This is a genomic window from Capnocytophaga sp. oral taxon 380 str. F0488, assembly GCF_000318255.2.
GTDB classification, from domain to species: domain Bacteria; phylum Bacteroidota; class Bacteroidia; order Flavobacteriales; family Flavobacteriaceae; genus Capnocytophaga; species Capnocytophaga ochracea.
The window spans coordinates 1-14,871 of sequence record NZ_KB291199.1 but is presented as its reverse complement, the minus strand read 5'-3'; the positions used below and the strand labels follow the sequence as shown (position 1 = coordinate 14,871).

Sequence of the window (14,871 nt, the reverse complement as noted above, 5' to 3'; positions counted from 1 at the left end):
AAAAAATTAGAGTATGAAAAAAGTAAAACGCTCAACCTTTAAGGTATTGTTTTACCTTAAAAAGAATGCCCCAAAGAAGAACGGTAAGGTTGCTATTATGGGGCGTATTACCATTGACAATCAGGTAGCTCAGTTTAGTACCAAACTTGAAATCCTTCCACAGAAATGGGATTTGAAGTACGGAAGGGTAACAGGTAAAACAGAAGAAGCTACCCAACTTAATCGCAAGCTGGAAGAGATTCGCTCACGTATCATTACTCATTATGAGGAGTTGATGAAGTACGAGGGAGTAGTTACTGCTCAGAAGCTAAAAGCTACTTTTCTAGGCATAGGAGTAATGGAAGATTCCTTGCTAAAAGTCTATGAGAATTTCAAAGAAGGCTTTGCCTTGATGGTAGAAAAAGGTGTTAGAAGTTACAGCACTCTTAACAAATATGAGAATGTATATACTCATTTGAGCGAGTTTATCCAGTATAAATACCGCAGAAGTGATATTTCTTTCAAAGAGCTTACAGAAGACTTTATCAACGATTTTGATTTCTATCTTAGAGTTAATAAAAGTCTTACTCACAACACAATATGGGTTTATATGATGCCCCTTTGTAAAATGGTAGAAATAGCCATAGACAAAGGAATTATCTATCGCAATCCTTTTAAGAATTATATAAGTTCTATGGAGGAGAAAGATAGAGGCTATTTGCTTAGAGAGGAAGTAGAAACTCTTTTACAATATCACCCTAAGAGTGCTTCTGCTGAATTAGTACGAGACCTATTTGTTTTTAGTTGCTTTACAGGCTTCTCTTATATTGATATCAAACAACTTAAAAGAAGCCACTTACAATCGTTCTTTGACGGCAACAAATGGCTTATCAAACGCCGTCAGAAATCTGATGTGCCCTGTAATGTACGTCTGTTGGATATAGCCGAGAAAATTATTGAAAAATATGAAGGTACGACTCGTACAGAGGCATTGTTTCCTACACCCTCCAATGCTAATTGCAACCTCTTAATCAGAAAGATGATGAAAGATTGTAACATCATTCGTGAAAAACCCATTTCATTTCACTGGGCACGCCATACCTTTGGTACTCTGTTCTTAACAGAAGGGGTTCCCTTGGAAAGTGTTAGTAAGATGATGGGACATAAGAATATCAAAACTACCCAGATTTATGCTAAAATCACCAATGAGAAAATCAGCAAGGATATGGAAATTGCTACCGAACGATTAAAGAATTTAAAGATAGGATAGCTTCTCAGTGTCTTTTAAAAATTAGAAATCCATTGATAATATTTCAAAAAGAGATGTATCAATGGATTTTTTTGTTGCCTTACAAAAAGCTATCTCACAAAGATAAGAGTGTTATTAAGACTTACCTATTTTCCCTGTTTTAAACACTTAAGGCACGTAATGGCGGTTCGTTGTTGGAGTGCAAAGGTATTTCTGTGTTATTAACGCTTCTTGCAAGGTCAAGCCCGATGGGTTTTCAAAAAAATCTCCAGCCCTTGTCCGTTGTCCTGCGGGTAGTATTTTTTTGAAAAACCTTGCAGAAGCTAAACACAGACCTTTTATGGCACTCGAAACGAAACCAGCTCATTCCGACCTTTAAGCGAATAAAAAAAATGTCAAATATGAGAAAAATGCCGCTTCTTACAGATTGTTTTTTGAAACGAATACCGCTTTTCCTCCCATTGTCGAATAAAAATTTCAAACTATGTAGCTACCTAATTACGTTTTTACCTTCGTACATACTTGCTTGCTTTGATGCGTGAATGCAAAGTAATGTACAAATATACATATAGCCTTATGTAGGGTTGTAAATGGCTTTGTAAGGAAGTGATTGGCTTTGTGTTATATACAAATCCTTTGCTAAGAAATCACTTGTTTTGCACCCTGAAATCACTTTACCCGGTCGTAGTGTTAATTTCTCTCTTTATGGCTAATTAAAATTCGACCGTTAGGGAGAATTTTCTGTTCACCGGAACAGAGCAAGTTGTGTTTTGAGGCACGCATTAGGCGTGTAGGCACCTCAAAACCACTTGCCCTTGCAGGGAGCTTAAAACGCACTCCGAAGTCGTGGTTTTTTACTTTTATATTTTTATTGTATTTCTAATGTAATAAAATTTTAATAATATATCCGATACATTACCAATTCTAATCACTATCTTTTCCAGCATTTACTAAGGTTGCGTTGATAAAGAATGCTCCTTTGGTGGCAATAGTCTGTTCGGGGGCTATAGGTTTTACAGGGGCAATGGCAGTATACCCACTTTCGGAAGCTCCTTTTACTACCTCCACTTTCTCAAAAGAGGTTTCTTTATCCGAAGTTTGGGTTACCAGAAAAATGTAGGATTTACCAGCATCCTCTACGATAGCCTCGTTAGGTACAGCAGGGGTCGTTTGTTTGTCAAGACTGATAACCCCTGTTACATTCATTCCATTGATGAGCCCTTGTTTGTCACCCTCTACGTGGCAATGTACAATGATGCTTTTGCTTTCGTTTTCAAACGAAGCCGCAATGTTATACACTTGGGCATCATATTCGCGAGAGGTGTTATTGGTAGGGTTGAAGTGCACTTGTTGTCCTACCTTAATGTAAGGCAAGTCACGCTCATACACTTGCAAGTGCAGGTGTAGCGAACTGTTGTCGATGATTTCCACAATAGGGGTGGAGGCATCTATATAAGCCCCTTTGTTAGTATATACCGCACTGATATTCCCACTAATAGGAGCCACTATCGCCAAAGTAGATTGCATTCCCTTATCGGTGAGTGTTTGAGGGTTTAAGCCCATTAGGCGTATTTGTTCTTCAAGCGAAGCTTTTTCGGTACGGAGAGTGCGTAGCTGAGTAGTAGCGGCTTGTAGGTTCTTACCAGTACCAGCATTCCCTTCATAGAGGGTTTGCTGACGGTCAAGTTCTTGTTTAGCAAGTTCTATCTGACCATTAACGGTGAGCAAGCGCTGTTGTTGTTGCAAGAATTCTGGGTTAGAAACAGTAGCGATTACTTGCCCTTTTTGCACATAACTGCCTATCTCTACCTTTACGCTCTTGATAATCCCCGCATATACAGTCGATACCTTCGCCTGATGGTCGGCAGGCACGCTCAGTATTCCATTGGCTTTGAGGGTAGCGGCAAGAGCTTTTTCTTCTATATGTCCCAAACGAATATCTACAGTTTGGATTTGAGCTTGGGTAAGGGTGGTGAGGTTGCCTCCTTCTTCGTGGTGTTCTTCGCGCTCTTCGAGCTTTTGATTATTGGTAGTTGTAGGAGTGCCATTGCAGGCTGATAGACTAATTCCTATAAGGATAAAAGCGATTTTTATACCATATTTTTTCATTTGTTTTACTGGTTTAAAAGGGATTGTATTTCTATTACTTTTTGATTAAGCGCCTCGATACTCTCAAGGTATGCCAAGCGGGTATCTACGGCTGTCTGTAGGGTGTAAAGGTACTCCACATAGCTTATTTCACCTGCGCTATACCCTAACTGATTGGCTCGGATAATGCGCTCGGCTTCAGGTAGCGCTTCTTGTTTGTAAAACTGATATTTTTGCAAATTCAGTTGGTATTCCTCTTGCAGATTTATCCATTGAGTTTTAAGCTGTTTTTCTGTTTGTTGAGCTGCTTCTATAGCTGCTTCTTTCTGATATTTATAAGCTTTCACCTTGGCACGGGTAGCGGTAAAAATAGGAACTGAAAGCCCTATGGTGGCAAAGTGAAAACGTTTACTTCTATCAGTATAGGTCTCTACCCCTCCAATGGTTTGCATTCCTATAAGAGACTGATTGGTATAGCCCAATGTAAGGTCGGGCAGGGCTTGGGCACGCTCTAGACGTTTGTTGTGCTCAGCTATGTTTGCTTCTTGATAGCTGAGTTGTACCAAAGGGTGCTGAGAGAGTTGTACATCCGAAGGCTCACTGAGTAACAAAGGCTCATACACGGGCGACTTGGTAATGGTAAATGCTTCTTCTGTTTGCATTAATGTACGCAAGTTGCGATAGGTAGCTTGTTGTATAGTTTTGTTCTGTTGAAGTAACAAACTTATTTCTCCTTTCTTCACTTGGGCAGTGTTAATATCTATCTTCTTGGTATCCCCTGCTTTATAGCGTACTTCAGCAATGCGAATAAAATTATTGTAGAGACTATCAAGCTGCAAGAGCTGTTCCTCTTTAAAAGTCAAATATTGCAATTGCTGATATGCGTTGCGCACTTGCCGCTTCAGTTCATTCTGCTGAAGGGCTAATTGCCCTTGTTGTAATTGTGTCTCTGCTTGATAGAGCTTTTTGCGAGCAGCAAATACTGTAGGCAAAGGAATAGATTGTGATACACCTACTGAAAGGTCTTTTTCAGCACTGCTGTACTGCCCGTATTGCCCTGTAAAGTCTGTTTTAGCCAATTCAAAAGAGGTTCGCTCTTTAGCACTTGCTCCTTGTAGCTTGAGTTGTGCTGCCTTAATCACTCCATTGTTCTTAAGGGCTATTTGCTCTATTTCTTGTAGCGAGTAAGACTGCTGAGCGTGTAGCGCTATAGGACTGATAAGCAATAGGGTTATCGTGAGTACTTTAGCTGAAGGACGGCGCCAAGAAAAGGTACTATTGAAAGCGATGTAAAGCAACGGAAGCACGAAGAGGGTGAGGAAGGTAGCCGATACTAACCCCCCAATAACCACTGTAGCTAAGGGGCGTTGTACTTCTGCTCCTGCTCCTTGACTGAGTGCCATAGGTAGGAAACCTAAGCTCGCCACCATAGCCGTCATTAGCACAGGGCGTAAACGCATTTCGGTACCCGTAATCACGCGATGCAAAAGGTTGGTCATTCCTTCTTTTTTCAGCTGGTTGAAAGTGCCAATAAGCACTATACCGTTGAGCACTGCTACCCCAAAGAGCGCGATAAAACCAATACCCGCACTAATACTAAAAGGCATTCCCCGAAGAAGCAAGGCAAATACGCCCCCAATGGCACTCATCGGGATAGCGCTAAAGATGAGCAATGATTGTTTTATAGAGTGGAAAGTAAGGTATAACAAGAAAAATATTAAAAGTAGGGCTACAGGCACGGCTATGAGCAGTCGGTCGGTGGCTTGTTGTAGGTTCTCAAACTGACCGCCATAGGTAAAGTAATAGCCCGTAGGGAGCTTTACGCCCTTTAATTTTTGTTCTATATCACTCACCACACTCTGCACATCGCGCCCTTGCACGTTGAAGCCAATGACGATACGGCGCTTGCCTGCTTCACGGCTTACTTGTGCGGGGCCTAATTCATATTTGATAGTGGCCAATTGGCTCATCGGCACCTGCCCATTTTCGGTAGCTACCATCATATGCTGTACATCGTCAATTCCGGTACGATGGAGGCTATCGAGGCGTACCACAAGGTCGAACCTTCGTTCGTTCTCGAAGACAACCCCAGCCTTCTTACCAGCAAAGGCGGTACTGAGTACCTCATTGACCTCTTGCACCGAAAGTCCGTAGTTGGCCAAACGCACACGGTCGTAAGTAACATTGATTTGCAGAAGTCCGCTTACTTTTTCGACCTGTGGGGCGGTAGCCCCTTCTGTTTTCTGGATAAGTTGGCTTACTCTTTGGGCGTAGTGGGCGAGGGTATCCATGTTTTCTCCAAAGATTTTTATCGTTACATCCTGTCTGACACCTGTCATCAATTCGTTGAAATGCATTTGTATAGGCTGGCTTTTCTCAAAAAAGACCCCAGGAATATCCTTGAGCCGCTCAATGATGGCATCTCCTAATTCCTCATAGGAGCGACCACTTTTCCATTGGTCTTGGCTCTTGAGTACGATCACAATATCGGAGGCTTCCAGCGGCATAGGGTCGGTAGGTATTTCGGCAGAACCTGTTTTGCCTATCACCATTTTCACCTCGTCGAACTCACGAATCAGGCGAGAGGCCTGCATGGAAGTCTCCAAGCTCTGCTTCAGGGAAGTGCCCGGTGGCAGAATACATTCAAAAACAAAATCGCCTTCTTGTAGTTGTGGAATAAACTCACCTCCCATACGGCTGAAAATGCCTACCGCAAGAACGAACAGTACCACGGTACTGCCTATTATCCATCCCCTAAGGCGGATAGAACGGACAAAGAGCGGTTGGTAGTGACGGTAGAGCCACGCTATCATTCTCTCGGCAAAACTACGCTTGTCACTCACCTTTTTAGGCAAGAGCAAAGCACTCATTGCGGGGATATAGGTAAGAGAAAGAATCAACGCCCCTGAGATAGCGAAGACTACAGTCTGTGCCATAGGGCGGAACATCTTGCCCTCTACCCCTACCAAGGTGAGGATTGGGATATATACCATCAAGATAATAATCTCGCCAAAGGCAGCACTACTGCGTATCTTGGACGCAGAATGATACACTTCATCGTCCATTTGCGCTTGGGTAAGTGGTTGTCGGTTTTTACGGATAGCTAAATGGTGCATCACTGCTTCTACCACAATAACCGACCCATCAACGATAATTCCGAAGTCTATTGCCCCCAAGCTCATCAGGTTCGCACTTACCCCAAAGAGGTTCATCATTCCTAAGGCAAAGAGCAAAGAAAGTGGAATGGCAGTAGCTACAATCAGTCCTGCTCTCAAGTTGCCTAAGAAGAGTACCAAAACGAAGATGACAATCAGTGCCCCCTCTAAGAGGTTTTTCTCTACCGTGTGAATAGCGCGTTGCACTAGGTCGGTGCGGTCTAAGAAAGGTTCTATTACTACATCGTCAGGCAAGGATTGTTGTATAGTGGGTAGTTTTTCTTTAATACGGCTAACTACCTCGTGGCTGTTTTCACCTTTGAGCATCATCACCACGCCCCCAACGGCATCTACTTCGCCATTGTAGGTAAGAGCTCCATAACGAATGGCACTCCCTAAGCGTACCTCGGCTACATGCTTGATAAAGAGGGGAGGGGTGTGCTTGCCTACGGCTATATTGCCTATGTCTTCAAGGGAGCGAGCCATGCCTATTCCTCGGATAAAGTAGGCATTGGGGCGCTTGTCGATATAGGCACCTCCTGTATTTTGGTTGTTCTGCTCCAAAGCAGTGAAAATATCACTGACACTCACCCCCATGGCACGGAGGCGATCGGGGTCTATAACCACCTCATACTGCTTGAGTTCGCCTCCAAAGCTGTTGATTTCGGCTATTCCTTTGGTACCATAGAGTTGGCGAGCCACGATCCAATCCTGCATGGTGCGGAGGTCTTTGGCGGAATATTTGTTTTTGCTCTGTTCCGTAGGGCGAATGATATACTGATATACCTCCCCCAGTCCGGTACTCACGGGTGAGAGTTCGGGCGAGCCTATGCCTTGAGGGATTTGCTCCTGTGCCTCCTTGAGCTTTTCATTGACTAGCTGGCGGGCAAAGTAGATGTCCATATCCTCGCTAAAGACGGCTGTGATGACCGAGAGGCCAAAGCGGGAAATACTGCGTGTTTCCTCCAGCCCAGGAATATTGGCGATGGCTTGCTCAATAGGAAAAGTAACCAGTTGCTCTACCTCTTGTGAGGCCAAAGTAGGGGTAGAGGTGATGATTTGTACTTGGTTGTTAGTAATATCTGGAACGGCATCAATGGGGAGCCTTGTAGCACTCCATACGCCCCAAAAAATAAGCATAAGGGTCATGAATCCTACAAATAGCTTATTTTTGATGCTAAATAGTATGATTTTGTCTAACATTTCTAATAAGAATTAATGATTAGTTAATGACTAATGATGGGTGAGATGACTAATGAACAATCACTTGAGATGAAGAAAGAAAAGACTATATCTTGGGAGGAGTCCAGATATTCCCATAGTAGTTCGAAGACCATACGGTCAGGGGATAGCTATAGGAGGGAATGGTTGCGGTGGCTTGAGCAATGGTTAAGGCCTCATAAGTAGTGGGCGTGCTGATTACCATTTGGCAGCAAGTGCAAATGCAGAAAGGTGAACAGCTATCCAAATGAAAATGAGAGTGTTCCCCAGTTGGGGCTGTTACAAATTCATAAGAAGCTGAAGACTCCTCACCTTCAAGCTTATCCGTACAAGGCAGCCCAGTGAGTGCCAACAGATATAAGCTAAGTATGAAGGTGAAAAATCTCATATTGGGAGCAAAGATACATTTTTTTTTCAATCTGACAAAATTTTTTGATTTTGTCGCATTCTACTACATAATTAAAAATAACACATCTGACACATTACCAGCTCCACGCAGACGTGCAGCAACGCACGTCTGCGGGTGCAAAGGTAAATTTTTTTGGTTATATTGTCAAGATGTTGTACCTTTGCACCTAGAAGTTACTGAGAAAATAGGTATAATCAAATGAAATAAGAGCTATTACTAAATCATTACCTAATCTTCTTGTAATTCCTGTATCTTCTTTATTTAAAATAGATTATAAAAGTAGTTTCAATTTTGGCACAAAAGTACAAAATCTAATTGGAAAAACAATAAATATTTATCAAAAAGTTTTCATATTTATTATTCTTACCGTACTAACTTCTTATACTTAATACGAGTAGGTGTTACTTCTTTGCCAAGTCGTTTTTTCTTATTCTCTTCATACTCTGAAAAACTACCTTCAAAGAAATACACTTGTGAGTCACCTTCAAAAGCTAAGATATGAGTACAAATACGGTCTAAAAACCAACGGTCGTGTGAAATTACTACTGCACAACCTGCAAAGTTCTCTAAACCTTCTTCTAAGGCGCGAAGAGTATTTACGTCTAAATCGTTGGTAGGCTCGTCTAACAGTAATACGTTACCCTCTTCTTTAAGAGTCATTGCCAAGTGTAAACGGTTGCGTTCTCCGCCTGAAAGAGTAGCTACTTTTTTATTTTGTTCGCTACCACCAAAGTTAAATCTACTGAGATAAGCACGAGAGTTCACTTGTCTACCTCCCATCATAATGAGGTCTTGTCCACCAGAGAAGTTCTCCCATATAGACTTCTCGGGGTCTATCTGTTTATGAGTTTGATCTACATAAGCTATCTTCACCGTATCACCCACCAGAAACTCACCGCTATCGGGCTGTTCTTCACCCATTATCATACGGAAGATCGTAGATTTACCTGCTCCATTAGGTCCTATCACTCCCACTATTCCTGCTTGAGGAAGCACAAAGTTTAAATCATCATAGAGCAGCTTATCACCAAAAGCTTTGGCTACGTGACGTGCTTCTATTACATTAGTTCCTAAACGAGGTCCGTTGGGAATATATATTTCCAACTTTTCTTCCAATTGTTTTTGGTCTTCATTGAGCAGACGGTCATAGTTCTGCAAACGTGCTTTTTGTTTAGCTTGACGTCCTTTAGCTCCTTGACGTACCCATTCGAGCTCACGCTCCAATACTTTCTGACGTTTGTTTTCAGTTTTCTGTTCTTGAGCCAAACGTTTAGCTTTTTGGTCGAGCCACGAAGAGTAGTTACCCTTCCAAGGAATACCTTCTCCACGATCGAGCTCTAATATCCAACCCGCTACATTGTCTAAAAAATAACGGTCGTGGGTAACGGCTATGACTGTACCTGCATACTGTTGCAAATGCTGTTCTAACCACAATACCGATTCTGCATCGAGGTGGTTAGTTGGCTCGTCGAGTAACAAAACATCGGGTTGTTGCAAAAGCAGACGGCAGAGTGCTACCCTACGGCGTTCTCCTCCCGAAAGCACTTTGATAGGCGTATCTGGCTCAGGGGTACGGAGGGCTTCCATCGCTACTTCTAACTGATTATCGAGTTCCCAAGCATTTAAGGCATCTATCTTATCTTGTAACTCGGCTTGCTTATCCATCAGCTTTTGCATCTTATCGGGGTCAGAATAGTTTTCCTCGAGCCCAAAAAGGTCGTTGATATGATTGAATTCCTCTAAGAGCTTTACAGTTTCGGCTACTCCTTCGCGTACTACTTCAATAACAGTTTTATCATCATCAAGATGAGGTTCTTGTTCGAGATAGCCTACGGTATAATTAGGAGCAAATACTACTTCTCCTTGATAGTTTTTATCTATTCCTGCAATAATTTTTAGCAGAGAGGATTTACCAGAGCCATTAAGCCCTAAAATACCGATTTTAGCTCCATAGAAGAAACTTAGGTAAATATCCTTGAGTACCTGTTTATTAGTAGATGAATAGGTTTTGCTTACCTTATTCATCGAGAAAATGATTTTCTTATCGTCTGCCATAGTTTAGTGAAAGGTAAAAAATGAATAGTAAATGAAATCATTAAAGATTCTCATTATTACAAGTGCAAAAATATAAAAACAATATCAAGTAAGCAAATTTTGGCTCGCACGCACTTATAAACTGTAAAATTAAACTCCTATAATTAATTGAATTACAAGTTTATAATAAAAAAATATACTTTATGCTATAAAAATAATTGCTAAAAATTTGGTTTATATTATAAACTAACTTATATTTGCAGCGAATTTATAACATTAAACATTTTAACATTATGGACTTACAAGTATCCGACAGCTTGAAAATCATTCAGTCTGTCATCAATCAACGAAAACAAAAGTACGAAGAGAACGGTTTCTTCCTTATCTTTTGGAGTGTGCTCATTATGCTTTCTGGTATTATTCAGTTTGTGATGCTTATCACCAGCTATTATCCCAAACAATCAGGCTTAGTATGGGGGATAGTGATGCCTCTTGGCTTTGTGGTGAACTTCATTATCAAATACAAAGAAAAGAAAGTTGCTAGACAAAAAAACTACACCGATTGGTTAGATTGGATATGGGCAGTTGCAGGCATTAATGCAATTTTTGCTTTTTTAGTACCTTTGAGCCCTTTTGGAAAATTTCAAATAGCTATTTTGGTCATTTATCTGCCTTTTGCTTTTGTAGCTTTAGCAATGGCATTACAAATGAAAATGAAACTCTGGATAGCAACATCGTTAGTAGCTTTGTTGTTAATTTATGCAGGTATATTTGTGCCTTTTGGTTATGAAATCTATTTGCCTTTACTATGCGTAGTATTAGCAGCCTTATTGTTCTTAGTGCCTGGTATTCAATTTCATAACAAATATAAAAAGAGAAGTAATGTTCGCTGATTTAGACCCTATTTTGCACTCACAGCTTCGTTTGGCTATCGTCTCACTATTAGTTTCAGAAGAAAAGGCTGATTTTGCCCGTATCAAGGAAATAACCAAAGCTACCTCTGGTAATATTTCTGTGCAAATCCAGAAGTTAGAGACTGCTGGTTATATCACTGTAAAAAAATCTTTTAAAGATAACTACCCCAATACCGAAGTTCAGCTCACCAAAGAAGGTCTTTTAGCTTTTGAGCGATATGTAGAGGCACTAAAAAGCTATATTAGCCGTTAGCCGTTAGCCGTTAGTCGTTAGTTTCTAACCACTAACGGCTAATATCAAATAATTGATATGTCTCCTTTGCCTTCACGTAATACTTTCGGAGCATCTCCTGAAAGGTCTATAACTGTGGAAGCTACATTATCGCCATAACCGCCGTCAATCACCAAATCTACTTTGTTTTGCCATTTCTCGAAAATAAGTTCTGGATCGGTGGTATATTCTATCACATCATCTTCATCATAAATAGAGGTAGATACAATAGGGTTCCCTAATTTCTCTACAATTGTACGAGCTATTAAATTATCGGGGACACGAATACCCACTGTTTTTTTCTTCTTAAAATCTTTAGGTAAATTATTATTACCTTGCATAATGAAAGTATAAGGACCAGGTAACGTACGTTTCAACAACTTAAAAGTACTTGTATCTATTTGTTTTACATAATCTGATAGGTTCTTTAAATCAGAACACACAAAAGAGAAGTTTGCTTTTTCGAGCTTTACTCCTTTGATACGTGCAATCTTTTCAAGAGCTTTAGTGTTAGTTATATCACAGCCCAATCCGTAAACTGTGTCGGTAGGATAAATAATCAATCCTCCGCGGTAAAGGACTTCTACTACCCTACTTATATCTTTTTCATTGGGATTTTCATTATATAGTTTTATAAACTCAGCCATTTTTCAATGATTAACAGTTAGTAATTAATTCGTATAGTGGTAAATTTGCAGTAAGAGATAAGCTTTTCGTCTTGATTTGTTACTTTTATTTCCCATAACTGGAGCGTTCTACCTGCATTCACACATATTGCCTTAGCATAGAGTGTATCCCCTACCCTACCTGCTCGCACGTGATTAGCACTTAGTTCTATACCTCGTATCTGCTCTCCTTCTTCTCGATAGAGCAAATAAGCTCCTAAACTCCCTGCCGTTTCTGCCAGCGCAAGTGTAGCCCCTCCGTGAAGAACCCCGTCTATCTGAGTAACACGTTCGGTAACTGGCATACTAAGAGTAATAGTACTTTCAGTAATTTCAGCAATTTCCATTTGCCAATCACGCATTAAATTATTAGGAGGTAGTGTTTCCCACAGTTGTTGCAAGGTTTCTTTATTCATATGATTTGGTAAAAACTTTAAGTGTTTACAAAAGTATAAGCGGTGATTTCCTAAGGATTCATTTCTTTTGCTTTAATTTTATCTAATAAAGTGCGATATTCATCAGCTAAATAAAACTGAGTGCCAATAGCATCAAAAATAGCATCTTGTGTAAGTACCCATTGCGGTACTTCGTCAGGTATTTTACCATCGTTGCTATCAAAATAGTCTTGGCGCCACTGTTTACTATCGTAATAAGCTACCAACTGGTCATACTCAGGTTGGATTGCTTTCCATTCTTCCAATACTTCTTGAGCTTTGGTAAGAGTATTTTCTAATTTAGCAAGAATGTCGTTCATCTTGCTAATATTCTCATATCGTTTGTTCATAGCTAATTCAAAAAAAAGTTAGTTTATTGTTTTAATTAATGCTATCGTATTCGATGATAAACACTTCTTCGTCGTCGTGTTTGAGATAGTATATTTCACGTCCTAACTTCTCTTTACCTTCTTCGGTGTAAAGAGATTGAAGTTCTTTTTTATCTTTTTCAATCTCCCTTTTAAGGAACTGTTTTTGCTTATTGAGTTTTTCTCTTTCTTTATTGAGTTCGTGGTGAGTTAATATAGAATTAGCATCAAAGAAAGTCATCCATATTATAAAAAAGAATAATATGGCGAGATATAGTTTATAGCCCTTCAATAAAGATAGATATTCAAGTAACTTTTTCATTATTTTTGAAATATACGGTTATGCACTATTGTTTTAATGATATCAATAGCTACTTTATTCCGCTTATTATTAGGAATAATGATATCGGCGAATTCTTTAGCAGGTTCAATAAACTCTAAATGCATAGGTTTTAAGGTGGTTTGATAGCGATTGAGTACTTCATTCACATCACGACCTCTCTCGGTTGTATCGCGTTTGATACGACGTATAAGTCGTTCATCAGAATCGGCGTGTACAAATATTTTAATATCAAAAAGCTCACGGATATCGGGGTGTGCAAAGATAAGAATACCTTCTACAATTACTACTTTGGTAGGTTTAACTAAAATGGTTTCGTTAGTACGGTTGTGTTCTACGAATGAATAAGTAGGACTTTGAATATCTTTTCCTTCTCTTAATGCTAATAAATGTTCTTTAAGTAAATCAAAATCGATAGAGTTGGGATGGTCGAAATTGATTTTGGTGCGGTCAGAAAAGCTAAGATAACTCAAATCTTTATAGTAAGAATCTTGTGAAATAACGGTAACTTCCTCGCCTGAGAGTTCTTTAATAATTTGATTGACAACAGTTGTTTTACCACAACCTGTTCCTCCTGTAATTCCTATGATAAGCATCTTTGATGTATTTTGGGGCAAAAGTATAAAATACTACTCAATTGACAAAGTAAAACTTAAAAATCGTCAATGAGAAGTTCTTTTAGTGATTGGTCTTTACATACTACAGCAACAAGTGTGCGTTCTTATAAAGTTTGCGCAGTTCATCTCGTACTTCCATTAGGGCAAACCCCAAGAGATTCTTACCACGCCACGAAGCGATGTTGAACGCTTTTTCGTTATCTTTACCTAAACCAATGCCCCAAATGGTGTCTAACGGACTGGCTTCTACTAATATCTTATCACCCGTAGATAAAAGAAAATCCATCATTGCTTGGTTTTGGGTAAATTTATAGTAATTGCCATTAAGTACAATACTGTATTTCACCTTATCCCATACGGCAGGGTCGAAATTGCGTACCTTTCTGCCTAAAGCCTTTATCAGCTTAGGGTCAGTGGTGTTCATTATTTCCTTTTCTACTTCTTCATCGTCAAACAAACGTGCTTTTTCAGCCATCATATACTGCTCAGTACACGAATATTCATCGGCATTTACATTAAAAGGCGAAAGTTGCCATTGTGAAAAACAGGATTCATCTATGGCATCGGCATTAGGTTTCCAAAAGAAGAGAAACTTGAGTTTTTTAGGAGAGTTAAGAAAGGTTTCTTTGGAATATTTACACATTCCCTTAGGTTGCCAAAAGGAAATACTTCCAAAGTAATAATCCTCTTCATTATCAACAATATCTTGAGATAATTTACCGTCATTATTAATCATTTTCCAATTGTTGTGATGCCAAAAAACAGGATAAGGAAAAAGCTTTTGATACTCTTGTTGCTGTTTAGATGTAAGCGTGTCGTACCAATCCCAAAAATGGTAACGGTACTCTTCGCCATAGCCCATACGCCAGCCCATCGTAAATTCAGAAAGTTCAGGATATTTAATCCACTGCGGAGTCATATAATCCATAATTGAATAATTAATCATTAACAATGGGACAAAGATAGTAAATAATTAGATAATTAGCAAATGCACTGTTAATATCATAGTGCGAGCTACACAGACAGTCGTAGCACGAGAGGCAATCATAGCACTATGTACGGGTAATAAAAAGACGGTGCGAGCCACACGGGTAGACGAACAAAAGACGAACAAAAGACGGTGCGAG

Annotated in this window: 13 protein-coding genes; 3 read left to right on the top strand and 10 right to left on the bottom strand. The window is 39.9% G+C overall.

What is annotated here, in order from left to right; translation table 11 throughout:
* The first annotated feature begins 13 nt into the window (after positions 1-13).
* Positions 14-1,249: a site-specific integrase gene (locus HMPREF9078_RS05170; RefSeq protein WP_009418045.1), complete on the top strand. Its 1,236-nt coding sequence runs from the start codon at positions 14-16 to the stop codon at positions 1,247-1,249.
* 903 nt (positions 1,250-2,152) lie between these two features.
* On the opposite strand, the gene HMPREF9078_RS05165 is transcribed toward HMPREF9078_RS05170, so the two are convergent.
* From HMPREF9078_RS05165 to ettA, 4 genes are all read right to left on the bottom strand, one after another.
* Complete coding sequence (locus tag HMPREF9078_RS05165) at positions 2,153-3,337, bottom strand: efflux RND transporter periplasmic adaptor subunit (RefSeq protein WP_009411030.1); 1,185 nt, start codon at positions 3,335-3,337, stop codon at positions 2,153-2,155.
* A gap of 5 nt (positions 3,338-3,342) precedes the next feature.
* Positions 3,343-7,674 carry a CusA/CzcA family heavy metal efflux RND transporter gene (locus HMPREF9078_RS05160; RefSeq protein WP_009419682.1) on the bottom strand — a complete coding sequence of 1,444 codons (4,332 nt, stop codon included), beginning with the start codon at positions 7,672-7,674 and terminating at the stop codon, positions 3,343-3,345.
* An 85-nt stretch (positions 7,675-7,759) separates the two neighbouring features.
* Positions 7,760-8,080 (bottom strand): DUF6660 family protein, encoded by a 321-nt coding sequence (locus tag HMPREF9078_RS12325; protein ID WP_009419681.1) that lies wholly within the window; start codon positions 8,078-8,080, stop codon positions 7,760-7,762.
* A 384-nt stretch (positions 8,081-8,464) separates the two neighbouring features.
* Complete coding sequence (ettA, locus tag HMPREF9078_RS05155) at positions 8,465-10,156, bottom strand: energy-dependent translational throttle protein EttA (RefSeq protein WP_002672152.1); 1,692 nt, start codon at positions 10,154-10,156, stop codon at positions 8,465-8,467.
* Positions 10,157-10,428: 272 nt separating this feature from the next.
* Here ettA and HMPREF9078_RS05150 point away from each other — a divergent pair, with 272 nt between their 5' ends.
* Together HMPREF9078_RS05150 and HMPREF9078_RS05145 are read left to right on the top strand one after the other, a co-directional pair.
* Positions 10,429-11,028 carry a hypothetical protein gene (locus HMPREF9078_RS05150; protein WP_009419680.1) on the top strand — a complete coding sequence of 200 codons (600 nt, stop codon included), beginning with the start codon at positions 10,429-10,431 and terminating at the stop codon, positions 11,026-11,028.
* Positions 11,018-11,302 (top strand): transcriptional regulator, encoded by a 285-nt coding sequence (locus tag HMPREF9078_RS05145; protein WP_009419679.1) that lies wholly within the window; start codon positions 11,018-11,020, stop codon positions 11,300-11,302. Before HMPREF9078_RS05150 ends, HMPREF9078_RS05145 begins: the two co-directional genes overlap by 11 nt.
* Before the next feature lie 44 nt (positions 11,303-11,346).
* Here HMPREF9078_RS05145 and HMPREF9078_RS05140 read toward each other — a convergent pair whose 3' ends face one another.
* The 6 genes from HMPREF9078_RS05140 to HMPREF9078_RS05115 form a co-directional block, all read right to left on the bottom strand.
* Positions 11,347-11,967, bottom strand: a complete 621-nt coding sequence (locus tag HMPREF9078_RS05140) for an L-threonylcarbamoyladenylate synthase (protein ID WP_009419678.1) — start codon at positions 11,965-11,967, stop codon at positions 11,347-11,349.
* 17 nt (positions 11,968-11,984) lie between these two features.
* Complete coding sequence (locus HMPREF9078_RS05135) at positions 11,985-12,401, bottom strand: PaaI family thioesterase (RefSeq protein ID WP_009419677.1); 417 nt, start codon at positions 12,399-12,401, stop codon at positions 11,985-11,987.
* Between the two features lie 50 nt (positions 12,402-12,451).
* The gene (locus HMPREF9078_RS05130) at positions 12,452-12,769 is read right to left on the bottom strand and encodes a DUF4298 domain-containing protein (protein WP_002672205.1); all 318 of its coding nucleotides are present in this window, start codon (positions 12,767-12,769) and stop codon (positions 12,452-12,454) included.
* Positions 12,770-12,800: 31 nt separating this feature from the next.
* Positions 12,801-13,109 (bottom strand): septum formation initiator family protein, encoded by a 309-nt coding sequence (locus HMPREF9078_RS05125; RefSeq protein WP_002672207.1) that lies wholly within the window; start codon positions 13,107-13,109, stop codon positions 12,801-12,803.
* On the bottom strand, positions 13,109-13,723 hold the full coding sequence (udk, locus tag HMPREF9078_RS05120) for a uridine kinase (RefSeq protein ID WP_002672209.1): 615 nt from the start codon (positions 13,721-13,723) through the stop codon (positions 13,109-13,111). Before udk ends, HMPREF9078_RS05125 begins: the two co-directional genes overlap by 1 nt.
* 103 nt (positions 13,724-13,826) lie before the next feature.
* Positions 13,827-14,672 carry an NADAR family protein gene (locus HMPREF9078_RS05115; protein WP_198142751.1) on the bottom strand — a complete coding sequence of 282 codons (846 nt, stop codon included), beginning with the start codon at positions 14,670-14,672 and terminating at the stop codon, positions 13,827-13,829.
* Positions 14,673-14,871 lie beyond the last annotated feature (199 nt).

What these genes read in the sequence shown, in the direction of transcription:
- HMPREF9078_RS05170 (WP_009418045.1), top strand. Translation starts at nt 14, where the DNA reads ATGAAAAAAGTAAAACGCTCAACCTTTAAGGTATTGTTTTACCTTAAA.
- HMPREF9078_RS05165 (WP_009411030.1), bottom strand. Translation starts at nt 3,337, where the DNA reads ATGAAAAAATATGGTATAAAAATCGCTTTTATCCTTATAGGAATTAGT.
- HMPREF9078_RS05160 (WP_009419682.1), bottom strand. Translation starts at nt 7,674, where the DNA reads ATGTTAGACAAAATCATACTATTTAGCATCAAAAATAAGCTATTTGTA.
- HMPREF9078_RS12325 (WP_009419681.1), bottom strand. Translation starts at nt 8,080, where the DNA reads ATGAGATTTTTCACCTTCATACTTAGCTTATATCTGTTGGCACTCACT.
- ettA (WP_002672152.1), bottom strand. Translation starts at nt 10,156, where the DNA reads ATGGCAGACGATAAGAAAATCATTTTCTCGATGAATAAGGTAAGCAAA.
- HMPREF9078_RS05150 (WP_009419680.1), top strand. Translation starts at nt 10,429, where the DNA reads ATGGACTTACAAGTATCCGACAGCTTGAAAATCATTCAGTCTGTCATC.
- HMPREF9078_RS05145 (WP_009419679.1), top strand. Translation starts at nt 11,018, where the DNA reads ATGTTCGCTGATTTAGACCCTATTTTGCACTCACAGCTTCGTTTGGCT.
- HMPREF9078_RS05140 (WP_009419678.1), bottom strand. Translation starts at nt 11,967, where the DNA reads ATGGCTGAGTTTATAAAACTATATAATGAAAATCCCAATGAAAAAGAT.
- HMPREF9078_RS05135 (WP_009419677.1), bottom strand. Translation starts at nt 12,401, where the DNA reads ATGAATAAAGAAACCTTGCAACAACTGTGGGAAACACTACCTCCTAAT.
- HMPREF9078_RS05130 (WP_002672205.1), bottom strand. Translation starts at nt 12,769, where the DNA reads ATGAACAAACGATATGAGAATATTAGCAAGATGAACGACATTCTTGCT.
- HMPREF9078_RS05125 (WP_002672207.1), bottom strand. Translation starts at nt 13,109, where the DNA reads ATGAAAAAGTTACTTGAATATCTATCTTTATTGAAGGGCTATAAACTA.
- udk (WP_002672209.1), bottom strand. Translation starts at nt 13,723, where the DNA reads ATGCTTATCATAGGAATTACAGGAGGAACAGGTTGTGGTAAAACAACT.
- HMPREF9078_RS05115 (WP_198142751.1), bottom strand. Translation starts at nt 14,672, where the DNA reads ATGGATTATATGACTCCGCAGTGGATTAAATATCCTGAACTTTCTGAA.